Here is a 23809-nt window from a genome sequence, read left to right as displayed (position 1 = left end):
AAATTACGAAATTGAAGGATCTTTTTTAACTTTTGGTAATTCTAAGCGGTATGTTAAACCTTTTTCTAATTCACTTTCCGCTTCAATTTCACCGTCTAAAGTTTGTTTCACTAAGTTGTAAGCGATATTAGTGCCTAAACCTGAGCCACCTTGTTCGCGTTTAGTTGTATAAAATGGGTCGAATAGACGATTGAGTTGTTCTTTACTAATGCCATTACCATTATCTTTGTATTCAATTTTAACTGTGTCTCCGCAATCTTTGATTACAATGTCTATTTGGCCATTTTCTCTACCATCAAAACCGTGGATAACACTGTTTAATAAGAAGTTAGTGAATATTTGTGAAATGGCACCGGCTGGCACTTTCATTATGATGTCATCTGGACAGTCGATATTTATTTCGTGTGCAGATTTCTTTAATTTGGGTTTTAAAGAGGTAATGATCTCATTCAGGTATTCTTTTAAATTAATGGTTCTAATAGCTTCACTGGCTTGGTCTACCGCTATTTGTTTAAAACTAGCAATTAACTCACTGGCTCTATTTAAATTATTATTTAACAACTCTATGCTTTGATTGCCTTCATCAATGAAGTTTTTCATATCATTGGCACTTAGCGATTTATCATGGAATTTTTTGTCAAGTTCACTTAATCGATCTGAGAGGTAACTGGTGGCGGTCACACCAACGCCAATAGGGGTATTTACGTCGTGGGTAATACCAGCCACTAAACCACCTAACGCCGCTAATTTTTCTGACTCAACCAATTTGCCATGAGCCATGCCTAAAGTTTCAATGGTGTGTTCTAACTCAGTGGTTTGGTGTAATAATTTAGACTCAGTACCACGCCTTGTTTCTATTTCTTCTTTTAAGGTTTTTTGTTGAGTTTCTAATTGGTATTTTTGTTTTTGCAGATCCATCATAGCTTGGCTTAAGTTAGCTGTTTTCTTAGCTACTTCTTGTTCTAACATTAAGTTTTGTTGATCGAGTCTGTCGTTGGTTTTCACTAACTGTTTTTGCGCGTGTTTTAATTCGGTTTGAGAGCTAGACACTTTTGCCATCAAATCATTAAATGAATGTTTAATAACAGTTAGTTCGTTTTCTTCTTCTTGATCTATTTGAATTTGAGCATCATCAATATTTTCCATATCGATTTTTTCAATTTTCTCGGTTAATTCACCTAACGGAGTGGTGAGGTACTTTTTAAAGGCAATGGAGAACAAAACAACTAAACAAATGGTTTTAATAATCGCACTGGCGATTAAAAATAATATACTAAGCATTATCCGGCTAATAACAATTTCTCGGCTTGAGAATAGAGTCACATCACCAACTTGTGTTGTTCGTCCGGAGAATTCAAAAATAAGCGGGAAGGTATAACCAAATAAACCATCTTTACCAGAAATGACCGCACCTACTTCACTCAATTCCGTACCTTGGAAGTCAGTGAAATTTGCAATGCCACCCATCTGAGTGAGAAGTTCTCGATTATCATCACGAATTAATACGCCCTCGACCATAGGGATCTCTAACAAACCTTCAGATATAGAAACAACTTGTGGAGTGTTAAGTTCCCAAATAGCCCTAGTTAAACTTGCACTAAAGGTTTTTTCTAAGTTACGTAATTCGTGACTGATGTAATCTTTTGTATTGGAGTAATCGGCATAAATCTGCGCGCAGGTAACGACAAAGGTTAATATAAAATAAACTGATAAAACGCTCACTAACAGGCGTCTGGATATACTTTTGCTTGGCTGCATTCCGATGATATTCCTACATTAACTTTAGTTATTTTGACATCTAACTCTAATAATAAAAGTTAATGCCTGAGCATAATTACTAATTTATACTAATTACTTTAAATTTGCTCAATAGGTTTTAGTAATTAGTTAATCTTAAGCGCTTTTTCACAAAACGAATGGCTTAACGGTTCATTTATACCAATATACTTCACTTAAGACAAAACCATTATGCAAAACTAATAAAAGAAATGTCTATTTAACCTTTTATTAGGGATCAGAAGTGTCGTTATTATTTAAAGTATAAATACAATTCAGGTACTTATGATGAATCGATTATAGACGCTAGCGTTTTTTCTGACTAGTTGTCAAACATCTTATCGACAGGCGATTAATAAACCGAGAACAGGTCATATATTAGCAAATTGCACCGTTTGCAATTATAAGTGTCGTAAAAAGCACTTGACTTTTTACTCTAATAATTCGATTTTACACATATGCAAAAGCACACATTTGACACCATCATTATTATCAACACCACCCTAACTGGGTAGTGTAGTCACTGGTGCGCACAATACTTGCAGAGCCCGTGATTAATATCACGGGTTTTTGTTTAATAAAAGGAAAGTAGTTATGAAAGTTGTTAAATTTGGTGGTAGCTCGTTAGCCGATCATGAACGTTTTGCCACAGTGGCAAATATTATTGCGGGACAAGCTCAAACCTCTATTACAACAGCGGTACTTTCAGCTCCAAAGGGCGTAACCAACCAGCTTGTGGATTTGTGTGATATCGCCGAGTCTGGTGCCGAGTTCAAAGCAAGTTTAGACGGTTTAAAATCAAATCTAGAGCAAATTACCAAGGCTTCTAAGTGTGAGTCTGAACAGCAGTTACTCTCACAAATTGACCAACTTATTGCCGAACTAAATAGTAAGTTGACCGGTGTACAGTTATTAAATCATTGTCCTGCTCACGTAAAAGCCTTTGTCATCAGTCGTGGTGAAGTATTTAGTGTATTACTTATGCAACAAGTATTTAACGCTATGGGAGTAAGCTCTCAGGTTTTAGAGCCAACTAAATCTATCATTAGCAGCGATGACTATTTAAATGGTGTGGCGAATATCGAACTCAGTCGTGCCGCTATCATGAATGAAATGCAAAGTGGAAAAGAAGTTTACTTGTTACCTGGTTTCACTGCTGCCAATGAAGATGGTCAATTAACAACGTTAGGTCGAAATGGCAGTGATTACTCAGCAGCTATCGTTGCAGCTTGTTTGCATGCCGACATCTGTGAAATATGGACAGACGTTGACGGTGTATATAGTGCGGACCCAAGACAAGTAAAAGACGCCACTTTAGTTGATAAGTTATCTTATTCAGAAGCAATGGAATTATCTTACTTTGGTGCCAGTGTTTTACATCCAAAAACCATTGGTCCATTAGCCCACTATAAAATTCCATGTGTGATCAAAAATACATTAAACCCAAGTGCGAAAGGCACTGTTATCGCAACTGAAGCAAATAACACAACACCAATTAAAGCTATCTCTAGTTTAAACGATGTATGTATGTTGACGGTATTTGGTCCTGGCATGAAAGGGGTGGTTGGCATGGCAAGCCGTACCTTCAAAGCAATGGCGGATAAAGAAATTTCTGTGGTACTGATCACACAATCATCGTCAGAATTTAGCATTAGTTTCTGTATTTTTGCAGAACATAAAAAAGAAGCAATCGCGGCGTTATATAACGAATTTGAGTTAGAAATAAAAAATGGTTTATTGGATAAACCAAAAGTTAATGATGAAGTGGCTATCGTTTCACTTATTGGTGAAGGCATGCGTCAACATAAAGGCATTGCTGCAAAATTCTTTACATCGTTAGCACAAGCGAGAGTAAACATATTAGCCATAGCGCAAGACAGCACAGAGAGTTCAATCTCGTCAGTTGTTGAACGTCGTAAATGTGAAGATGCAATTAAAGTTTGCCACGAAAACTTTTTTACAAAAATACCTTCAATTGATTTGTTTGTATTGGGTTGTGGTGTTGTTGGTGGTGAATTGATAAAACAAATCAAACGTCAACAACAATGGCTGAAAGATCGTAACATCCGATTAAACGTTTATGGCATAGCCAACAGTCGTAAATTGTTATTAAACCAAGATGGTATTGATTTAGAAAACTATGAAGAATTACTACAGCAAGCTGAACCTGCGTTTAGTTTGTTAAACATCAAACGTTTTGTCCAAGACAATCATTTGGTAAATCCAGTATTGGTTGACTGTACCTCTTCGGAAGGCGTTGCCAGTCAATATGTTGAGTTTTTAGCGGCCGGTTTCCACATCGTCACACCAAACAAAAAAGCCAACACTGGTAGCATGGCGTATTACTCAGAATTAAGAGAAACAGCACAATCAACAATGCGTCGTTTCTTATACGAAACAACGGTTGGTGCTGGCTTGCCAGTTATAGACACTCTACAAGGGTTGTTTAATGCTGGTGATGAATTAGTGGCGTTTGAAGGTATTTTGTCTGGATCATTGTCGTATATCTTTGGCAAATTAGATGAAGGTCAAACTTTGTCTCAAGCAACCATTGAAGCAAAAGAATTGGGTTACACCGAACCAGACCCTCGTGATGACTTAAGTGGTATGGATGTCGCGCGTAAGTTACTTATCATGGCTCGTGAGTCAGGGATGGAATTAGAATTATCTGATATTGAAATTGAATCTGTATTAGGCGATGACTTTGACGCGTCAGGTTCGGTTGAAGAGTTTTTGGCACGTTTACCTGAATTAGACCCTACTTTTGAAGCGCTAAACGAAAATGCTAAATCTAACGGTGAAGTACTACGTTATGTGGGTGAAATCAAAGAAGGTAAGTGTAAGGTTAAGGTTGTATCTGTAGGACCTGATAATGCACTACATGCTGTTAAAAATGGCGAAAATGCATTAGCAATACACAGTGCGTATTACCAACCAATTCCAATTGTATTACGTGGTTATGGTGCTGGTGCTGCAGTAACCGCTGCCGGTGTATTTGGTGATGTAATGAGAACATTAAGCTGGCAACAAGAGGTGATGTTGTAGTCATGAATGCAGTTAATAAAAATGAACTGATTGGGCGTAAAGCATCAGCTTATGCGCCAGCGAGTACCGGTAATGTAAGTGTTGGTTTTGACTTATTAGGTGCCGCATTAGTTCGAATTGACCAACAACCACTTGGTGACACTGTTCATGTTGAATTTAGCCAACAAGATGAAATGATAAATTCTGGCGAGTTTGCTCATGTATGTCCCACGGACAAAATGCAAAACCTTGCTTGGATTGCTTATGTTTTGTTTCGTTCAAAATTAAGCAATTCTGATGAATACCCAGCGGTAAAAATGGAATTAGTGAAATCATTGCCTGTGGGCAGTGGTTTAGGGTCAAGTGCTTGTTCTGTTGTAGCTAGCTTAACGGCACTTAACCGTTTGTTTGAATTGCCATACACAGATCAAGAATTATTGACCTTAATGGGCGAAGTAGAAGCGGGTGCTAGTGGTGATTTACATTATGACAATGTGGCACCAAGTTATTTTGGCGGTTTACAGTTAATGAGTCCGCACGAGTCAGCACCTGTGATTAACTTACCAAACCCAGATTCATGGTATTGGGTAGTAGCATTTCCTGGTTTTTCTTTGCCAACCAAAGAGGCGAGGGAAGTATTGCCTAAACAAGTGGATAAGTCTGTAGCAATTTATAATGCACAATATTTATCTGCGTTTGTGGCCTATTTATATCAAGGTGAACAAACGATAGCGGCAAAAACCATTAAAGATGTTATTGCCGAGCCGTATAGAGCCGATTTAATAGCAGGGTTTAAATCATCAAAACAACATTTGTTAGAACAAGGTGCGTTGGCGGTTGGCATATCTGGGGCAGGACCAACGTTGTTTGCTCTTACCGGCGACTTAGCCCAAGCAGAAAAATATAAAAATTATCTTGAACAAAACTATATCCAAGCTGGTAAAGGATTTGTTCATATTTGCCAATGTGCAATTCAGGGTGCGAAAGACATAGAGTTAACCAATTAAACAATAACTCAGTAACAACACCGATTAAATTAATTTAGAGAAGTCAAAGAGGTAACCATGCTGTTAGAGAACATAAAGCATAATGATCAGCAGGTAAGTTTTGAACAAGCTGTTAAACAAGGTTTAGGCCGTGACCGAGGTTTGTTTTTCCCAAAACAAATAAAAAAACTATCAAACATTGATGAATTATTAGCATTACCATTTATTAAGCGCAGCAGTATCGTTTTGTCTCATTTATTGAACGACGAAATTAGCCAAGCAGACCTTGAAGACATGTTAACAAATGCATTTGAATTCCCTGCACCGTTAAAACAAGTTAGTGAAAACATTCATAGCTTAGAGCTCTTCCATGGCCCAACATTAGCGTTTAAAGACTTTGGTGCTCGTTTTATGGCCCAGTGTTTGAAAAAGTTTAACCAGCAAGGCCAGTTAACTATATTAACGGCGACTTCTGGTGATACTGGCGCTGCGGTAGCCCATGCATTTTATGGTATTAAAGACATTAGAGTTGTGATCTTATACCCAGAAAATAAAATCAGCCGTTTACAAGAAAAAATGTTCTGCACTTTAGGTGGCAACATTGAAACGATCGCAGTTAAAGGCACATTCGATGATTGCCAAGCGTTAGTTAAAGCATCATTTGAAGACGCTGAGTTACGTAAAGAAATTGGCTTAAATTCTGCGAACTCTATCAATATAAGCCGATTGTTTGCTCAAGTTTGTTATTACTTTGAAGCAGTAGCACAACTACCGGTTGAGCAAAGAGACAAGTCAGTATTCTCAATCCCAAGTGGTAACTTTGGAAACTTAACCGCTGGTATCATTGCCAAAGTATTAGGTTTGCCAATTAAGCGTTTTATTGCTGCCACTAACGAAAATGATACGGTTCCTCGTTTCCTTACAACAGGTGAATGGGATCCAAAAGAAACGGTTGCCACCTTATCTAATGCGATGGATGTGAGTGAGCCAAACAACTGGCCTCGTATTCAACATATGATGGACTTAGGTTGGTTTGATAAAGACTTACTGTCTTCTACTATGATTGACGAAGACTCTAGCCAGATGGGCGTAAAACAACTTTATCAAAATGACTATGTTTCAGAGCCTCATGGTGCTATTGCTTATAAAGCCTTAAAACACAGCATTGAAGATGATGAAGTTGGTATATTCTTAGGCACAGCACATCCAGCTAAGTTTAAAGAAAGTGTTGAAAATATTTTAGGTGAGTTAATTCCTTTACCAAAAGAATTAGCAGCGGTTGCCAGTTCAACAATATTATCTGAAACAATGGACGCGGACTTTGATAAACTACGTGCGTATTTAACTGCATAAGTTAATAAACATTGTTTAGATGTTAGTGTTTAGGCTCGTAACTCGTAACTCGAAGCTCGTAACTCGAAGCTCGAAGCTCGAAGCTCGAAACTCGAAACTCGAAACTCGAAACTCGTGACTCGAAGTTCGAATCTCGAAGCTCGAAACTCGAAACTCGAAACTCGCGTCTCGAAACTCTGCTCCCTGTAGATGTTTGTTAATACATGCATCTACAGAGTATTTCTGCCAATACTGCTCTGCTGGACTTAATCATCAATTAGTGGAGAACATTAATGCCATTAACCTGGTCATCTTTCATCGCCCAAGAGCAGCAACAGACGTATTTAATGGACACCCTTAATACTGTTGCTCAAGAACGTGCAAAGGGCATAGAGATATTTCCTGCCGATCATGATGTATTTTCTGCTTTTGAATTAACCCCATTAGACAAAGTAAAAGTCGTTATTCTTGGGCAAGACCCATACCACGGGCCAGAACAAGCGCATGGTTTGGCATTTTCAGTAAAACCTAATATAAAAATACCGCCTTCATTACGCAATATGTATAAAGAACTCGTGACCGACATAGACGGTTTTGAGATGCCTAAACATGGTTATTTGGTTGAGTGGGCACAACAAGGTGTTTTGTTATTAAATACAGTATTAACAGTCCGTTCAGGGCAAGCACATTCCCACAAAAGTCTAGGTTGGGAAACGTTCACCGATAAAGTAATAACAACACTTAACGAACAAAGAAGTGGTTTGGTCTTTTTATTATGGGGCAGTCATGCGCAGAAAAAAGCAGCCTCAATAGACACCAATAAACATCATGTATTAAATGCCCCACACCCATCACCATTATCGGCACATCGTGGTTTTTTCGGTTGTCAGCACTTTTCAAAAACGAACGAGATACTCATTCAGCAGGGAATGACTCCAATAAATTGGCAGCCCAAGGATGATTTGGAAAGTACGGAAGAGCCGATACAACAAAACTTATTATAATGCCTTAACGTTACTATGTCGGTTACCTGTATATGCAGGCACGATACTATGATCCAGTTATCGGGCGTTTCTACAGTAATGATCCGGTTGGGTATACCGCTGCTAATCCAGTCATGTCATTTAACCGATATATGTATGCAAACAATAACCCATATAAATATACAGATCCTGATGGCGAGTTTATACAATTTGCTATTGGAGCTGCGGTCGGTTTTATAAGCGAGGTTGCAACTCAATATGCAACTAGCGGTGGAGTAAATGATTGGGGTAAAGTAGGCCTTCAAACTGGGATGGGGGCCGCTACAGGTGGTTATAGTATTGCCACTAAGGGATTAAGCTTAGGAAGCACAGTCGCTGCACATGTTGCTAATGAAAGTATGGGGGCTGCAGGAGCTGCGACCGTCAGTCTTATAAGTGACGGCCTTAATGGTAATGCCGACGGAAGTTTCACAAGAGCTGGTGAAGCCGCATTGAATTCAGTTGCTGGCATAGGAAAATCTTCCGTCGCTGCTACTAAAGGCGGTGGACAACTAAAGAAAGCACTTTCTCAAAATAGTCAGAAAGTTGATGTAAGCTCTAGTTTAAAAAGCGACATAAAGACTGCTGGTGATAAGATCGTTAGTAATGTGGCTGCTGGAACTATCGATGAGAAGATAAATAATTGATGATAAAAGATAAATTTAGGTTTAAAAGTAATATCAAAGATTACAGTTTGCTTGTAAGTAAATATGTACTTGCTGTTGTGTTGATCAAACTTTGGGGGGCGGGGTTCGAAACTCTAGAAGTTATTAACGTAATTAAAGCTTTAATCGTGATCGTTATATTGAGCACAATTGTTGGTTTACTTTGTGCAATTTATGTCGAGCACAAAGAGAACTCCAACTAACATCGACACAGTAGTACCGAGCATACTGGAAAAAACAAAGAATCTGGTCTTTCACTTTACTACAGCAAATAAAACACCCTCCGTTAGTTCGTTGGGTGTTTTTTTGTGACTGTATATAAATCGACTATAATGTAACATACTGTAAATATTAAATTTTTAATTAGAACGCAGTGGTTCGTAATTACGATTACTTTATATGCAGGCACGATACTATGATCCAGTCATAGGTCGTTTCTACTCGAATGATCCTGTTGGTTATACGGCTAAAAATCCTGTCATGTCGTTCAACCGCTACTTATATGTAAATAACAATCCATATAAATACGCTGATCCTAACGGTGAGTTTCTTAATTTTGTTATAGGTGCAGCAGTTGGTGGAATTTTTGAAGCTGCTTCACAGGCGTTGGCTGGTAATGGATTTAGTGGAAGTAAAATAATGGCTAGTATGACTATCGGTGGAGCTACAAGTGGTTATTCAATAGTCGCTTCAGTTGGGACAAAACTTGCTACGAGCTCCAAAGTCTTTAATGGTTCGCTGAATGCATTAGGAGCAGCTAGCGAATCTATGATCCATGATGGTTTAGATGGAAATAACGCTGATATTGGTAAAGCTTTGACATCGTCGGTAGCTTCGGTTCCCGGTTTAGGAAATGGATCAACTATGAAAGCAATAATGGGAACCAGTGTAAAAGATTCAATGATTACTAAAGGTGCTAAGGAAGGTGTAGCAGAGTTCACTGATAGTGCAGTAAAGGCAGCTGTGGGTACAACAGTAAAAGAACTAGAAAGGAGGGTAGAAGTTGAATATTGATAAAGAATTTATTAAAAATTGGAAATTGTCTTTTACATATTTATATGTAGTTATGGTTGGGTGCTTAATTGTAAGAGGGTTGTTTATGGTTCTAGATGGCGAGACTCAAAATATAACTTTAATTTCAATATTAAGTAGTTTTCTAATCGTGACAGTTGGCACTGGAATATTAACCTTTTTTATAACAATGTTTGGATTGAAAAAAGAAGAAACGGATTAAAATAAATAAATCGATTTTTTTAAAATATTAGGTATCCCCACTGATAATTCGTTGGAAAAAGGCATTAGAGACAGCCACCTAAATCTGCGATCAATGGGGTCAGAGTCGTTGATTTTAGTTTGACGATTATTACGCCCCATATTTTACCGATCAATGGGGTCAGAGTCGTTGATTTTAGTTTGACGATTATTACGCCCCATATTTTACAGAAGCCCAGTTTTTAACTGGGCTTTTTTGTGACTACCTGTAAGAAGACTATACTTGTAACTAACTGTATATTTTGAAATTTTTATTAAACAACAGTGTGCGTAGTTTGTACTAATTTATATGCAGGCACGATACTATGATCCAGTGATAGGATTAGAGGTCGTCATAAATGTAAACACATTCCAGGACGGGACAGTAAACACAAAAAAGCCTAATCCATGGATTAGGCTTTTTTCACTTTTTAACTTATTAGAACTCTAGGTTATCAAAGTCATAATCCGCCATCGGGTCTATGTCTTTGAGTTCATCTCTCAGTCGATATTTATCCTTAATCGATTCTATTTCACGCCACTTTCTTTTTGACGTTCGTTTTGAGGGTGTTTTAGTTTCAAGCGTATTTTCAAGTATTTCAGCTAGACCTTCCATCGTGGTCTCCTTCTACTTTTATAATTATGTTGTTGTTAAAGAATGTTTGCCGTTAATTCTTTTATAAAAATTAATGGAAAACAGACTCTTTATAGCAGAGTTTTTTCTCTGCTCGGGATACTATTTACCACATTTACTCGTAATGTAAAATTTATTTGTGAAAAAATATTAAACAAATTTTGTGAGTAAAATGAACAAATTGTATTTTAAATGGACGTATTGCGCTTTTTTAATAGGCCTGTGGTTAATAATACACCTGTGAGAACTAATAAAACGCCCCACAAAATATTGCTGTTTAATTGTTCATTTAAAAATACATAACCAAAAAACACGCCAAAGATGGGAATTAAAAATGTTACTGTCATCGCGTTAGTTGGGCCTGAATGTTCAATAATGCGATAGTATAAAATATACGCAATACCAGTACTTACAACACTTAAACTGATTAACATTAACCAAGCAAATGAACTTATCGTGCTGAGTTCTGGCGTGGTATAAATTAAAATAGGCAACATGAGCAGAGCACTGCCAAACAAACTGCCTGAGGCAATAAACAAAGGTTTTACTCCAGTTAAATTACGTTTTGAGTAATTAGCAGATAAACCATATAAACTGGTGGCACAAATAACAGCTAAAATACCTTTAACTTGCCCAGTGAATTGCCAACTGAGTTTATCGATTGATAAAACAAATACGCCAATAAATCCCAATAACAGTCCAAAAACTGCCAGCCTAGATAACTTAGAGTTAAATAATAAAGCGCCGATGACTGCGCCCCATAAAGGGGTCGTTGCATTCATGATAGAAGAAAAGCCGGCATCTAAATTGGTTGCTGCGTAGGCGAACAAAAACATCGGGATAGCCGAATTGGTAATACCTAAAACAAAGATATGACCGATAACCTGTTGTGATGTTTTTGCGTTTGGCTCCAGTGTTAAATTGAGAGTGTGCCAATTATTTTTGATGATGTAATAAAGCAAAATAGGGAATAAGGTGAGAGCGGCCAATACCATACGATAACTGGCTAATGCCGTTGCGCCAAATTCAGGTGCAGCAACTCGCATGAACATAAATGAGGCACCCCATATAGCGGCTAAAATTACCAGTTCTAAAAATTGACTCGGTTTCACAAAATCCCTTATTTATGGTTAATGTCTGGATTAATTGGTTTTATTTATAATCCAGGACAATAAAAAAAAACGCTCAATGAGCGTTTTTATTGTATCGGATAAAATAACACAAAGCGTTAGGAAATTTGTTGTTTAAACATATCCACTAATTGTTGTGTTGAAGAGTCTAACTCAGGCTGAGCAGTATCTTGTAATGCAGATAATACTTGATTACCTAATACTTTACCTAATTCAACACCCCATTGGTCAAAGCTGTTTACGTCCCAAACCACACCTTGTACAAATACTTTGTGTTCGTATAAAGCAATTAATCGACCTAACTGAATTGGGTCAAGTTGCTCCATTAACAATGTATTAGAAGGGCGGTTACCTGGCATAAATTTGTGTTTAGCCAAACGTGTCGCTTCTGCTTGTTCAACACCTTTAGCCAGTAATTCTTGTTCTATCTCTGCGGTCGTTTGACCTTGCATTAACGCTTGAGTTTGAGCAAAACAGTTTGAGGCTAACATTTGATGGTGTTCTGTTTCACCGTGATTGGGTTTTATCGGCATAATAAAATCAGCAGGAATAATTGTATTCCCTTGATGCATTAATTGGTGGAACGCATGTTGTCCGTTAGTACCTTCACCACCCCAAATAATTGGCCCAGTTGTATATTCAACGTTTTGGTCAAGTTGGTTAACGGATTTACCGTTTGACTCCATATCTAGCTGTTGAACATAAGCTGGGAAACCACGCAAATAATGAGAGTAAGGTAACAATACATGACTTTGGCAGCCAAAGAAGTTGCTGTACCACACACCTAACACGGCCATGATCACAGGTAAGTTTTCTTCTAGTGGTGAAGTTAAGAAATGTTGGTCCATTTCTCTTGCGCCTTGTAGGATTTTTTCAAAGTTATCAAAACCGATAGACAAGGCAATTGGCAAACCAATCGCTGACCATAAAGAATAACGGCCACCAACCCAATCCCACATTGGGAATATGTTGTCAGGGTCAATACCAAATTCAGTGGCTTTTGTTATGTTGCTTGAGACACACATGAAATGTTTGGCAATATCTTCAAACTTAGCGCCTGATGCCAAAAACCATTCACGAGTGGTTTCGGTATTTTTAAGGGTTTCTTGGGTAGTAAATGATTTTGAACTCATTACTACTAAGGTTGTTTCAGCATTTAACTTAGCTAATACATCAACAATATGATGTGCATCAACATTGGCAACAAAATGAACTTTTAACGATTGATTTTGATAAGGTTTTAACGCCTCAGTGACAATCTTAGGGCCTAAGAACGAACCACCGATACCAATTGCAACAACATCAGTGAAGGCCTTTCCTGTGCGTCCTGTACGTGTCCCGTTATGAATATCGGCAACAAACTGTTTGATCTTAGCCAAGGTTGCATGAACTTCATCAACCACGTTGCTGTCATCTACTAAAATAGTGTCTTGGGCATTACGTCTAAGAGCGGTATGTAATACTGCGCGGTGTTCGGTTTTGTTAATGATCTCACCAGCAAACATCGCATCACGTTTTTGCTCTAACTGGTTGTCAGTAGCCAGTTTAAACAATGCAGTTAACGCTTGTTCATCTATTCTATTTTTTGAGTAATCGAGAGTGAAACCACATGCTTTTTTTGTGAATGTATTGGCACGTTGTGGATCTTGTGCAAATAGGTCACGCATATGTGTATCTTTTAAACGGTTAAATTCTTGTTGTACAGACTGCCAAGATTGAACTGTCATTATTGATTTCCTAAAAATTATCAGATTGTTATAGTTTTGCTGTGGTGCAGAAACAAAAAAAGTGACACGTCATCCTGTGCCACTTAATCAAAGTTAGTTACTTTTTTTATAATTTTTCAAGTAATAGAGTTTCTAGTTTAACTTGGTCAATGGCAAAGTTTCTAATGCCTTCAGCCAATTTTTCGTTCGCCATAGGGTCTTGATTATGATCCCAACGGAACTGAGCTTCGGTCATAGATTCTGGTTTGGCTTTAACATCACCAGCGAAGGCTAACTTCTGTTCTAATGTACCTTGCATATTATCTAGAGTGTCTAACAATGCCGGAGCTATAGTCAAACGGTCACAACCCGCTAGGGCTAAAATCTCATCGGTATTACGGAAGCTTGCGCCCATAACTACTGTGTCATATCCATGTTCTTTATAGTATTGGTAAATGCCTCTTACTGATACAACGCCTGGATCAGTTTCACCAGTGTAGTCTTGTTGTTCGGTATTCGCTTTGTACCAATCTAAAATACGACCAACAAATGGTGATATTAAAAATACGCCGGCTTCAGCACATGCTCTTGCTTGAGCAAAACTAAATAACAGAGTTAAGTTACATTGAATGCCTTCTTTCTCTAATTGCTCTGCGGCTTTAATGCCTTCCCAAGTTGACGCTGCTTTTATTAAAACACGATCTTTAGGAACGCCAGCTTCTTCATATAAGGCAATAAGTTTTTTGGCTTTCAAAATGGTCGCTTCAGTATCAAAAGATAAACGCGCATCCACTTCAGTAGAAATACGGCCAGGGATAACTGCGCTTATTTCTTTACCAATAAGTACTGATAATTTATCACCAGCATCTTCTAGCTGTTGTACTTGATCAGATGATTGTGTTTTTGCCCAAGCAATAGATTCAGTAATTAAAGATTGGTATTCAGGAAGTTGTGCGGCTTTTAATAACAAAGATGGGTTTGTTGTTGCATCCACAGGTTGAAACTTTTTAATCGCTTCAATTTCGCCGGTGTCGGCAACAACTGTCGTCATCTCTCTTAATTGTTTTAATATGCTTGTCATTATTTAGGATCCGTTGATTTAGAGTTTGAAATCCAGATGCTGTAACTTTATTACAATGCGAGGCATCTTGGAAGTCATCTAGCGTAAAAATACTGAATAAAACGGTGTTATTTTGTAGCAAAATTACAAATTGGTTCAGCTTTTTAAAATTAGATGATGTATTTACTGGTTATGGTTTTTCTGGCTTCGATTTTTATTGCTATCCAATGTCAATTCTCTATTGTATTGGGCAAATAGAATAAATAGCTTTGTAATATGTCAAATAATCAATATTTCACCACTGAATTGAAGCCTACCATCTCATTTATGAGTTGGTTCGCCATCGCGCCGTTTATAGTATGCACTGTGTTAACTTGGTTTCCAATACTCCCGTTGTTTGGTTTGGACTTTGATGTACTCCTTATCGTCAGATTATACAGTGCAATTATTGTTAGCTTTGTTGCCGGTAGTGTATGGTCTGCGGCTTTTTTAATTCAATTAAATAATGAGAAATTTGACTTTAATCGAAAAGGATTGATGTTTGGTGCTGGCTTAGTTTCTATATTGTCATGGTTGATCATTTTTATAGTACCTAAAGCCGGTGTGTTTATCAGTGCTTTATTGTTTTTGGTGTTATGGCAAATTGAGTTGAAAACCAATCTTGCAAAGGTATATCCAGAATGGTTTTGGACGTTAAGAACTAAACAAACCATGATCATTGCGTTATCGCTTATGGGGATCTGGTTGACGTTGGGATAAGCCAATTCGGTAAATCATCCTCTTGATTAAATTTAACCATCAATAGCAATATATGGGTAAACATAAATGTCACTTTTTGTTAAACTGCGTTCAAATATATTTAAGGCTGTTAAGAAATAAATCATGTTGTATGTTGTATCACCTGCTAAAAATTTAGATTATGAAACCCCGCCTGTTACTGAAACGTATACTCAACCTGAGTTGTTGAATGATGCGCAAGAATTAATGAAAACCTGCGTGACGTTAACGCCTGTTGATTTATCTAACTTAATGCACATTAGTGATAAGTTAGCGGGATTAAATGCAGCACGTTTTGCACAGTGGCAGCCTAACTTCACACCTGATAATGCGAAACAAGCAATCCTAGCCTTTAATGGTGATGTGTACACAGGGATAGAAGCGACAAGTTTTTCACAACAAGACTTTGATTATTGCCAAACCCATTTACGTATTTTGTCTGGTTTGTATGGTTTATTAAAACCACTTGATTTAATGCAACCTTATCGTTTGGAAATGGGGACTAAACTAGCTAACACTCGTGGTAAAAACTTATATGAATTTTGGGGCGAACTCATCACCAATAAACTTAATGAGCAAATCGCGGCAACTAAATCCGAGTTTCTGGTTAACTTAGCTTCAACTGAATATTTTAAGTCAGTAAAAAAGAAACAGTTAAACGCTCAGCTTATTACGCCAATGTTTAAAGATTGGAAAAATGGTCAATATAAAATGATCAGCTTTTTCGCTAAAAAAGCCCGTGGCATGATGGTGCAATATTTAGTGAAAAACAAAATCGAAAACTTGGAAGGTTTGTTAGCGTTTGATATGGCGGGTTATCAATATAATCCAGAATTATCAAAACCAAACGAACCTTGTTTCACCCGAAACATAGAAGACTGATACTGCCTTTAAACGGAAAGTAATTTAAACGGATAGCCATTTAAAAAATTCAGTCGCTAAACTCTTTTTAAAGATAAAAAAAACACCAAGATAATATCTACCTTGGTGTTTTTTTGTATCGAGTTTTTAAAGAAGTGGCGTTAGTTGTTCACACACCTTAGTTACTTAACAAATACCGCTACGCTTAATGGAGCTATGGTAAATCCATTACCATCACTCGCTGATGTTTTTACTTGAGCATCAACACCATTGGCTTGTGTAACATGCAATTTATAACTTGCTGCGTCTTGATAACTAAACTCTTGGGGCGAGTTGTTGTTATTAAAAATAACAATAATAGATTGGTAATTAGGATCTAAATCTTGCCCTTGATTATCATCAATCAGCATGACAATTAATCCATTTTGATGTGCAGAACCCGTATTTAAAAACGATACTTTTTGGTTTATTTGCTCTGCAGTACGTAACCTAAACAACACAGAGTGCGCGCGAATATTTATAAACTCAGCAAACACCTTAGATGCAAAATCAATTTGTGTTGGGCTGACATCATCTCGGTCTTCATTGTTTGTTAACAAAGTCGTAATGATAGGCCAGTTGTCTATATCTTTCTCTGCTGGTGGTAATCCCACATCGTAGTTATTACTTTGTTTAGAAAAATCCACGGCATTAAACCAGTCACCATAGTCGTAACTATCACGTAAAAATGATTTAGAACGTAACAGTTCAGAACCCATGTGCAGAAATGGTATACCTTGAGCTAATAATGGATACGCTAACGACATATTCTGAATACGCACACGGTCATCACTGCTCATATCAAATGGCAATCTATATTGGTGGTTGTCCCATAAACTTTGATTGTCATGTTTAGAGACATAATTAATGGTATCTGCAGGGTCTAACGCGTAACCAGCAGGAGAACCACCATAATTGATCTGTTTACCTAATTTGATGTCATTGTTGGATGTTTGAATTGAGAATTGTTGCAAGTTACCAGCTAAACCAAGGCGAACTTGATCCATCGATATTTGATATTCAGCCAATTGTTTATCTTCTGGTTGTAACTCATTTGGAATCACTAATAAGCCGTTGCCTATACCTTGGTCACGGCGTAACCCTTCAGCGTTGGTCATGAAGTTACCACCACGTACCGCATCACGTAATCTATCAGTAAAGGTGCCAATTTCGCTGCCTGCTAATTCATTTTGACTGGCCTGAACAAACTGTTTGTTGTTGGCAACCTCGCCAAAGTTCCAACCTTCACCATAAAAATAAGTATCTGGGTCAATTTGTTGTACCGCTTGTCTGGCGTTTAACATCGCTTGTTTTGGTTGGTGACCCATAAGGTCAAAGCGGAAGCCGTCAATTTTGTAATCACGTGCCCAAACCACTAATGAGTCAGTCATTAGTTTTTCCATCATGGCATGTTCAGTTGCGCTGTTATCACAACAAGTGGAAATTTCCATAACACCAGAAATGGCATCGTATCTATGGTAATAACCCGGGACCACTTTATCTAATACCGACTTTTCATTTAAACCAGAGGCAAAAGTGTGGTTGTACACCACATCCATGATCACTCTAAAACCTAAATTATGCAGCGAAGTCACCATTTCACGGAATTCTACGATGCGACTTTTACCTTCAGGATTAACGGCATAACTGCCTTCCGGTACCGTGTAATGATATGGGTCGTAGCCCCAATTGTAATTATCTTTGCCTCTAATGGTTTCCATCACTTCTTGAGCTTGTCCCGTGCGAGTATCAAAACTGTTTAATAATTGTTTCAGGCTTTTGTTTAATACCTTGTCATCATCACAATGGGTTAAGTCTGGGTAAATAGAACACACCTTTGACACGGGATCATCGATGTCAATGGCGATGCCTGCTTGTTCATCTACTGTAGAAATATCGTAGGTTGGCAACAGATGAATGGTATTTAACCCCGCTTGTTTTAACATTTTTAAGTGGTTAATGCCGTCGGTATTAGTTTCACTAAAAGCTTTGTATTTACCTTTAAACTCAGGTGACGATAACTTTTTCTCAGATGCACTAAAGTCCCGAATATGAGTTTCATATAAGATCAGATCTTCTGGGGCTTCTAAGGTATCTATCGTTTGTGTTAACCAGCCTTGTGGGAAGGTGTTCGGGTTATTCAAATCTATTATTTGTGAATACTTACTATTAGTAGAAAGACTTAATGAATAAGGGTCGGTAGTTGTAACGGTTTCAAATTGTTGCGTGTTAGGGTGGTATACATCAAGCTGATATTGGTAATAATCAAAGGCGTTAGCTTGTGTGCTCGATACAGACCAAACACCGGTATTTCTGTCCTCAGTCATGACCAATTCAGAAGTGGTTTGCTGGTGCGTTTTATCTGTTAATAAAACCGTGACTTGGGTTGCGGTGGGCGCCCACACTTTAAATGTCACAGAGTGTTGATTTACAACTGAGCCAAAATCCGTTTCTTCATTGGCATCATTCTCTTTGGCAGTATACAAAGCGTCCAGTACACCATAAATTTGTACATTGGATATTTGAGTAGCTGCATCTTTTGAACTTTGTATTACCTGATTATGGCCTTTTAACAGTGACTTTACATCGATAATCGTTTGCGGAACTTGTAACGCAACAAAATCGGATAGATGAGGGTACTTTACCGACAGCGCTGTTGGCATAGAAGTAGTTGTTAATTTAACTTGTGATTTACGACCATCGACAAGGGTGGTGTGCAGTTCAAATTGAGTGTTGGGTTTAGTATCACCTACAACAATTATTGTGTCCGTTAACCAATGTGCCGCACTATTGACGTTGGAGGTGTCAGGCTGATTATTGTTTCCGCAGCCAGTGATAAATAATAAAACGCTGGTTAATAATAAAACCAGCGCAGAGTGATTGTTTTTCATAAAGCCCCTGTTGAATATTAGGCAGGGGAATTAAACCACTCATCTTGTTGTTCTTTGGTTAAAAACGACCAAGCGATAAATCGGCTAATTTTATTCCCTTGTCCCATATCAATAATTTTTATTTGCTTTGCCTTTGATTTTTTTAGCTCAGCTTGGATTATTTCTAGGTTATCTTTCTTTGAGATAAGACTGGAAAACCATACCACTTGTTGGCTGTAGTTAGAACTTTCACGCACCATCTTGCATACGAATTCAACCTCTCCACCATCACACCATAACTCATTTGCTTGGCCGCCAAAATTCAGTTTATCAGTGGATTCTGATTTACCTTTACGGGTTGCGGCTAAGTTATTTAATTTACGTTGGCTGCCTTTTTGTGCTTCTTCTGCGGATTTATGAAAAGGTGGGTTGCACATGGTAAACGCAAATTTATCTGTGCTGTTAATCACACCTTTAAATATTTGATCTGGATTGTTTTGACTACGAAGTTTAATTGCTTTTGTTAATCTTGGGTTTACTTTACACAATTGAGTCGCACAGTTAATAGATACTGGGTCGATATCACTGCCAACAAAACTCCACTTGTATTCAAATGAACCTATGATTGGGTAAATTAAATTGGCTCCGGTTCCAATATCTAGCCCTTTAATATTTTTCCCTGTTGGTATATCACCATTAAAGTGTGTTGCTAATAAATCAGCCAAATAATGGATGTAATCAGCACGTCCCGGTATAGGTGGGCAAAGGTATTGCTCTGGAATATCCCAAAAACGCAATTGGTAGAAGTGCAATAATAAGGCTTTATTCAGTTGTTTAACTGCATCAGAAACGGCGAAGTCGATGGTAGAATTGCCAGCTTGATTGGTGCCAACGTATTGAGTTAACTCGGGGTTAACCTTACAAAGTGTGGCAAAATCATAAGCCACACCATTAACGGCTTGATGACGGTTTCTTGGATGTAAGCGAGATTTGTTCATTTGAGTGTAACCATATCTTTTTAAGTAATTAAAACGTTCAAATAAGAATTTTTACACTCAATAGTTGAATAGTTATAGAAGCCAAGTCAGGGTTATTATAACGTAATAAACTCTTTAGTTTCCTCATTATATGATTCAACCACACCCGTTTTTATATTGTAAATCCAGCCATGTAAGTTCAACTGACCAGAGTTTAATTTTGCAAATACCGATGGGTGGGTTTTTAGATGGTGTAACTGTAATACAATATTTTGTTTGGTTAACTCGTCTAAGTGAGAGTCATCAAGGCCAGAAGGTTCACATTTATGCGAAAACTCTACCGACTCTTTTGCAGCTCTTACGTGATCGATCCATACTTTTACGTGAGGTAAATTTTTTACGTTCTCTGGGTGCATGGCCGCTTTCATTGCACCGCAATGACTGTGACCACAAATAATAATGTTTTTTACGTTTAAAACAGATACTGCATATTCTATTGATGCAGTCATGCCACCGGTTTCATTTGAGTGTGGTGGTACGATATTGCCAGCATTACGACAAATAAATAGTTCGCCTGGATCGGTTTGGGTAATTAAATTAGGATCAACACGGGAGTCTGAACAGGTAATAAATAAAACATCAGGGTCTTGGTTAACTGCTAACTCTTCAAAACGTGTTTGATGTAACGGGTATATTAACTTTTGAAATTGCTTTAAACCGTCGAGAATTTTTTTCATCTATTAGTTCCTAATTAGAGCTGATTTGAAACATTATAATTGTTTGAATTTGTTATAAATAGTTTTGTTATTCATATTTTATATCTTAACTTACTGATCGGATGTGCATATTTTCTAAAAAAAGTGTAAATTGAATAATTATTGTTCAATGGAAGGTTGGTATGCGCACCATTAATTACGATTATAAAACTCAATTTGATAAAGAAGAATACGCTGTTGCAGCCACCGACGCTAAAGGAAATGTAATTAATGCCAATCAACACTTTCTGGCGTTAACAGGTTATACACTAAATGAGCTTAAAAACTTAGCTTATCAAGATATTACCGCGGAAGCGTGGACAATTTATGAAAACCATATGGTGATCAGGCATGTTTTCGCTGAAGGTTATGCATCGTTTCAAAAAGAATACGTTACCAAGTCCGGTGAACTTGTACCGGTTGAAATTGAGTTGTTTTTATTGGATGAGGTGAATAACGGAAAATTAGGGATATGGGCAAAAGCGAAAAAGATAGATGCATTATCAGATGAGTTTTTGGCGATAAAAGTGCAAAGTAGCTAACCGTCTTATTGTAAAACGATTAGCTAAAACATCAGAGTTACTCTTTAATTTCTGCCAAATTTGTCGCTAACGACTCAGGCAATAAATCATGTACTTGACCAATCAATTTTTGTAATTCTTCAACAGAATCCGCTACTAAATTAATATGGCCCATTTTACGTTTTGACCTAACGGATTTGTCATACCAATGTAAATGAGCGTTATCTAGCTTTAATAACTCTGAACTTGGTTTTGGCTCACCAACATAATTTACCATCGCAACTAAATGCCGCGCACTTGTATCACCTAATGGTAAACCTGCCACCGCTCTAATGTGATTTTCAAATTGGCTAGCGGCACAACCTTGTTGTGTCCAATGACCTGAGTTATGTACTCTAGGCGCGATTTCATTGACTAATAATTGATCGCCAGTTTGGAATAGCTCAATCGCTAATACACCACAATAATTTAACGCTTCCGCCATTGTTTTATGAATGGCTTCGGCACGTTGCTGTAACTCAGGTGTTAAATTAGGGGCTGGCGCTAATGATAAGACAAGTTGACCGTCGCCATGGTGATTCTCCGTCAGCGGGTAATACTTGTGTTCACCATGAATATCAGTCACCCCTAATAACGAGATCTCTCTTTCAAACAAAATACATTGCTCTGCCACTAATGGCATATGTTCAAAATCGAAATCAACTAAATCGCCACACACAACCGCCAAATCTTGTTCTGAAAAAATACGCCATTGACCATAACCGTCGTAACCGTCACGACTCGTTTTTAATATCAACTTAGGCCCTAAATTTTGATACGCATTTTGTAAGTCAGAAACACTGTTTATTATTTGATGTGGACAATTAGGAATGTCTAATTTTTCTAAAAGTGATTTTTCAATAATTCGGTCTGCTCCGGCTGCAATGGCCTGAGCATTCGGCTTAAATTTACCAGAATCTTCAGCTTGTTTAACTAAGTCTTTTGGTAAATGTTCAAATTCTGAGGTGATGGCTTTACAAGCTTCAAATGCTTGTTCAACGGTTAAATCTAGGACAGTTTTATCCACAGCATTAACACAAACACGATTGGTTGCGTCCACTGCAATGATATTTAGACCTAACTGTGTTGCACCTAAATACATCATTCTTGCGAGTTGACCGTGGCCTAGTACAACAATTAAATCATTACCGTTATTTAGATAAGAGGCATTACCTGTGAATGTTTGAGTCATTTTAATACCGAAGTTGAGTTGTAAATTAACAGACTAAATAAATAGATTAGTTAAAAACTAAAAATCTAATTTATGATTATCTAAAACGTCTTGCGTTTGCGCCGCTCTAAAGTCTTTGATCTTTTGAGTCACGACCGGATCATTTAATCCAATGATTTGCGCTGCTAATAAACCAGCGTTGCCAGCGCCAGCTTCACCAATTGCTAAAGTTCCAACGGCAACACCTTTAGGCATTTGTACAATAGAATATAAAGAATCTACACCACTTAATTTACTCGATTTTACGGGGACACCTAACACAGGGATGTGGGTAAAAGCGGCAATCATACCAGGTAGATGCGCTGCACCGCCTGCGCCTGCAATAATCACTTTGTAACCTTTTTCTTCGGCTGTTTCTGCGAACTCTTGTAACAAATGTGGTGTTCTATGGGCGGATACCACTTCTGCGTGATATTCAATGCCAAATGTATCTAACATTTCAGCGGCATGTTTCATGGTTGGCCCGTCTGATTTTGAACCCATAACAATTGCTACTTGTTTCATATTCTCATCTTCTAATTAATGTGATTTTGATTAAATGGAAAGGAACTCAACGGATTAAAATCTTGGGATACGTTAAGTTACTTATGGTGTTGTGATCCTAACAAAAAACACGTTAAGGATCACCACAGAAATTTTACTGTTATGCACAGCATTTTTTAAATTTAATGCCGCTTCCGCAATGACAAGGATCGTTGCGTTTTGGTAGTTGTTCAAATGTAATGGGTTTGCTGATACTCAGTATCGTCGTTAGCTCTTCAATAGATTCAACCGCGTCATTTGCATTGTTAATGGTGATATTGGCAACTAAATTCGCTTCATCAACTAATGCTTGTACTTCTTGTTGGCGCTCAACAGAGGTGACTTGCAAGGTTAAAGGATATTTTTTAGTGCCTAACTTTTGGTTGGCTTTAGGGTTGAAACCATGATTTGTGTGATCCAGTCGCGCAGGTTGGCGACCTTTAAAGAAAAATTTATCTGACATATGTCACCTATATATAAAACGGCCGTGCTGGCTTTTTGTAACCACAAAATTAAGCGCGGGATTATACATGAGTTAAGCCAAATAAGTTGACTACTATTTTGTCTAATTATAAATCAAATGTTTATGGGTAAACCGTAAATTAAATCCTATGCTAATGTTAATAAAAAT

21 protein-coding genes are annotated in these 23809 nt (G+C 37.7%); 10 read left to right on the top strand and 11 right to left on the bottom strand.

All coding sequences use genetic code 11. The features are described 5' to 3' along the window. Positions 1-3: 3 nt before the first annotated feature. Positions 4-1758: a sensor histidine kinase gene (locus tag KO505_RS04845; RefSeq protein WP_216054314.1), complete on the bottom strand. Its 1755-nt coding sequence runs from the start codon at positions 1756-1758 to the stop codon at positions 4-6. Between the two features lie 612 nt (positions 1759-2370). Between KO505_RS04845 and thrA the strand changes: the two genes are divergently transcribed. From thrA to KO505_RS04810, 7 genes are all read left to right on the top strand, one after another. Further along, positions 2371-4821: a bifunctional aspartate kinase/homoserine dehydrogenase I gene (thrA, locus tag KO505_RS04840; RefSeq protein ID WP_216054313.1), complete on the top strand. Its 2451-nt coding sequence runs from the start codon at positions 2371-2373 to the stop codon at positions 4819-4821. A 2-nt stretch (positions 4822-4823) separates the two neighbouring features. Continuing rightward, positions 4824-5807, top strand: a complete 984-nt coding sequence (gene thrB / locus KO505_RS04835; RefSeq protein WP_216054312.1) for a homoserine kinase — start codon at positions 4824-4826, stop codon at positions 5805-5807. Between the two features lie 57 nt (positions 5808-5864). Then, positions 5865-7139, top strand: a complete 1275-nt coding sequence (gene thrC / locus KO505_RS04830; protein ID WP_216054311.1) for a threonine synthase — start codon at positions 5865-5867, stop codon at positions 7137-7139. Between the two features lie 272 nt (positions 7140-7411). Beyond that, positions 7412-8122 carry a uracil-DNA glycosylase gene (gene ung / locus KO505_RS04825; RefSeq protein WP_216054310.1) on the top strand — a complete coding sequence of 237 codons (711 nt, stop codon included), beginning with the start codon at positions 7412-7414 and terminating at the stop codon, positions 8120-8122. Between the two features lie 32 nt (positions 8123-8154). Then, positions 8155-8787 (top strand): RHS repeat-associated core domain-containing protein, encoded by a 633-nt coding sequence (locus tag KO505_RS17335; RefSeq protein ID WP_252731643.1) that lies wholly within the window; start codon positions 8155-8157, stop codon positions 8785-8787. 417 nt (positions 8788-9204) lie between these two features. After that, positions 9205-9819, top strand: a complete 615-nt coding sequence (locus KO505_RS04815; RefSeq protein ID WP_216054309.1) for an RHS repeat-associated core domain-containing protein — start codon at positions 9205-9207, stop codon at positions 9817-9819. Beyond that, positions 9809-10039 carry a hypothetical protein gene (locus KO505_RS04810; RefSeq protein WP_216054308.1) on the top strand — a complete coding sequence of 77 codons (231 nt, stop codon included), beginning with the start codon at positions 9809-9811 and terminating at the stop codon, positions 10037-10039. Before KO505_RS04815 ends, KO505_RS04810 begins: the two co-directional genes overlap by 11 nt. Before the next feature lie 456 nt (positions 10040-10495). Here the strand turns inward: KO505_RS04810 and KO505_RS04805 are convergent, their stop codons facing one another. The 4 genes from KO505_RS04805 to tal all read right to left on the bottom strand — a co-directional run bounded on the left by KO505_RS04805 (position 10496) and on the right by tal (position 14607). Beyond that, positions 10496-10672, bottom strand: coding sequence for a DUF3545 family protein (locus tag KO505_RS04805; protein WP_216054307.1), 177 nt, complete (start codon positions 10670-10672; stop codon positions 10496-10498). A 206-nt stretch (positions 10673-10878) separates the two neighbouring features. Then, entirely contained in the window at positions 10879-11802 is a 924-nt protein-coding gene (locus KO505_RS04800; protein ID WP_216054306.1) for a DMT family transporter, read from the bottom strand. A gap of 116 nt (positions 11803-11918) precedes the next feature. Then, positions 11919-13547 (bottom strand): glucose-6-phosphate isomerase, encoded by a 1629-nt coding sequence (gene pgi, locus KO505_RS04795; protein ID WP_216054305.1) that lies wholly within the window; start codon positions 13545-13547, stop codon positions 11919-11921. Positions 13548-13653: 106 nt separating this feature from the next. Then, the gene (tal, locus tag KO505_RS04790) at positions 13654-14607 is read right to left on the bottom strand and encodes a transaldolase (protein WP_216054304.1); all 954 of its coding nucleotides are present in this window, start codon (positions 14605-14607) and stop codon (positions 13654-13656) included. A gap of 255 nt (positions 14608-14862) precedes the next feature. Between tal and KO505_RS04785 the strand changes: the two genes are divergently transcribed. Continuing rightward, positions 14863-15345 carry a DUF3429 domain-containing protein gene (locus KO505_RS04785; protein ID WP_216054303.1) on the top strand — a complete coding sequence of 161 codons (483 nt, stop codon included), beginning with the start codon at positions 14863-14865 and terminating at the stop codon, positions 15343-15345. A 123-nt stretch (positions 15346-15468) separates the two neighbouring features. After that, positions 15469-16245 carry a peroxide stress protein YaaA gene (yaaA, locus tag KO505_RS04780; protein WP_216054301.1) on the top strand — a complete coding sequence of 259 codons (777 nt, stop codon included), beginning with the start codon at positions 15469-15471 and terminating at the stop codon, positions 16243-16245. Positions 16246-16406: 161 nt separating this feature from the next. Here yaaA and pulA read toward each other — a convergent pair whose 3' ends face one another. From pulA to KO505_RS04765, 3 genes are all read right to left on the bottom strand, one after another. Further along, entirely contained in the window at positions 16407-19154 is a 2748-nt protein-coding gene (pulA, locus tag KO505_RS04775) for a pullulanase-type alpha-1,6-glucosidase (protein WP_216054300.1), read from the bottom strand. Positions 19155-19171: 17 nt separating this feature from the next. Continuing rightward, complete coding sequence (gene rlmF / locus KO505_RS04770; protein WP_216054299.1) at positions 19172-20131, bottom strand: 23S rRNA (adenine(1618)-N(6))-methyltransferase RlmF; 960 nt, start codon at positions 20129-20131, stop codon at positions 19172-19174. A gap of 95 nt (positions 20132-20226) precedes the next feature. Then, entirely contained in the window at positions 20227-20847 is a 621-nt protein-coding gene (locus tag KO505_RS04765) for a carbonic anhydrase (protein WP_216054298.1), read from the bottom strand. A 161-nt stretch (positions 20848-21008) separates the two neighbouring features. Here KO505_RS04765 and KO505_RS04760 point away from each other — a divergent pair, with 161 nt between their 5' ends. Further along, complete coding sequence (locus KO505_RS04760) at positions 21009-21407, top strand: PAS domain-containing protein (protein WP_216054297.1); 399 nt, start codon at positions 21009-21011, stop codon at positions 21405-21407. Positions 21408-21444: 37 nt separating this feature from the next. Here the strand turns inward: KO505_RS04760 and KO505_RS04755 are convergent, their stop codons facing one another. The 3 genes from KO505_RS04755 to KO505_RS04745 form a co-directional block, all read right to left on the bottom strand. Next, positions 21445-22617: a 5-(carboxyamino)imidazole ribonucleotide synthase gene (locus KO505_RS04755; protein WP_216054296.1), complete on the bottom strand. Its 1173-nt coding sequence runs from the start codon at positions 22615-22617 to the stop codon at positions 21445-21447. Between the two features lie 57 nt (positions 22618-22674). Next, positions 22675-23160, bottom strand: coding sequence for a 5-(carboxyamino)imidazole ribonucleotide mutase (gene purE, locus KO505_RS04750; RefSeq protein ID WP_216054295.1), 486 nt, complete (start codon positions 23158-23160; stop codon positions 22675-22677). Between the two features lie 139 nt (positions 23161-23299). Next, complete coding sequence (locus KO505_RS04745) at positions 23300-23641, bottom strand: PBPRA1643 family SWIM/SEC-C metal-binding motif protein (RefSeq protein ID WP_216054294.1); 342 nt, start codon at positions 23639-23641, stop codon at positions 23300-23302. Between the last annotated feature and the right edge of the window lie 168 nt (positions 23642-23809).

Source organism: Psychrosphaera sp. F3M07 (assembly GCF_018860345.1).
GTDB lineage: Bacteria > Pseudomonadota > Gammaproteobacteria > Enterobacterales > Alteromonadaceae > Psychrosphaera > Psychrosphaera aquimarina.
This window is presented reverse-complemented; position numbering and strand designations above follow the sequence as displayed.

Bases quoted from the DNA above. Each gene is read 5' to 3' on its own strand.
- KO505_RS04845 (WP_216054314.1), bottom strand. From the start codon at position 1,758: ATGCAGCCAAGCAAAAGTATATCCAGACGCCTGTTAGTGAGCGTTTTA.
- thrA (WP_216054313.1), top strand. From the start codon at position 2,371: ATGAAAGTTGTTAAATTTGGTGGTAGCTCGTTAGCCGATCATGAACGT.
- thrB (WP_216054312.1), top strand. From the start codon at position 4,824: ATGAATGCAGTTAATAAAAATGAACTGATTGGGCGTAAAGCATCAGCT.
- thrC (WP_216054311.1), top strand. From the start codon at position 5,865: ATGCTGTTAGAGAACATAAAGCATAATGATCAGCAGGTAAGTTTTGAA.
- ung (WP_216054310.1), top strand. From the start codon at position 7,412: ATGCCATTAACCTGGTCATCTTTCATCGCCCAAGAGCAGCAACAGACG.
- KO505_RS17335 (WP_252731643.1), top strand. From the start codon at position 8,155: ATGCAGGCACGATACTATGATCCAGTTATCGGGCGTTTCTACAGTAAT.
- KO505_RS04815 (WP_216054309.1), top strand. From the start codon at position 9,205: ATGCAGGCACGATACTATGATCCAGTCATAGGTCGTTTCTACTCGAAT.
- KO505_RS04805 (WP_216054307.1), bottom strand. From the start codon at position 10,672: ATGGAAGGTCTAGCTGAAATACTTGAAAATACGCTTGAAACTAAAACA.
- pgi (WP_216054305.1), bottom strand. From the start codon at position 13,547: ATGACAGTTCAATCTTGGCAGTCTGTACAACAAGAATTTAACCGTTTA.
- tal (WP_216054304.1), bottom strand. From the start codon at position 14,607: ATGACAAGCATATTAAAACAATTAAGAGAGATGACGACAGTTGTTGCC.
- KO505_RS04785 (WP_216054303.1), top strand. From the start codon at position 14,863: ATGTCAAATAATCAATATTTCACCACTGAATTGAAGCCTACCATCTCA.
- yaaA (WP_216054301.1), top strand. From the start codon at position 15,469: ATGTTGTATGTTGTATCACCTGCTAAAAATTTAGATTATGAAACCCCG.
- pulA (WP_216054300.1), bottom strand. From the start codon at position 19,154: ATGAAAAACAATCACTCTGCGCTGGTTTTATTATTAACCAGCGTTTTA.
- rlmF (WP_216054299.1), bottom strand. From the start codon at position 20,131: ATGAACAAATCTCGCTTACATCCAAGAAACCGTCATCAAGCCGTTAAT.
- KO505_RS04765 (WP_216054298.1), bottom strand. From the start codon at position 20,847: ATGAAAAAAATTCTCGACGGTTTAAAGCAATTTCAAAAGTTAATATAC.
- KO505_RS04760 (WP_216054297.1), top strand. From the start codon at position 21,009: ATGCGCACCATTAATTACGATTATAAAACTCAATTTGATAAAGAAGAA.
- KO505_RS04755 (WP_216054296.1), bottom strand. From the start codon at position 22,617: ATGACTCAAACATTCACAGGTAATGCCTCTTATCTAAATAACGGTAAT.
- purE (WP_216054295.1), bottom strand. From the start codon at position 23,160: ATGAAACAAGTAGCAATTGTTATGGGTTCAAAATCAGACGGGCCAACC.
- KO505_RS04745 (WP_216054294.1), bottom strand. From the start codon at position 23,641: ATGTCAGATAAATTTTTCTTTAAAGGTCGCCAACCTGCGCGACTGGAT.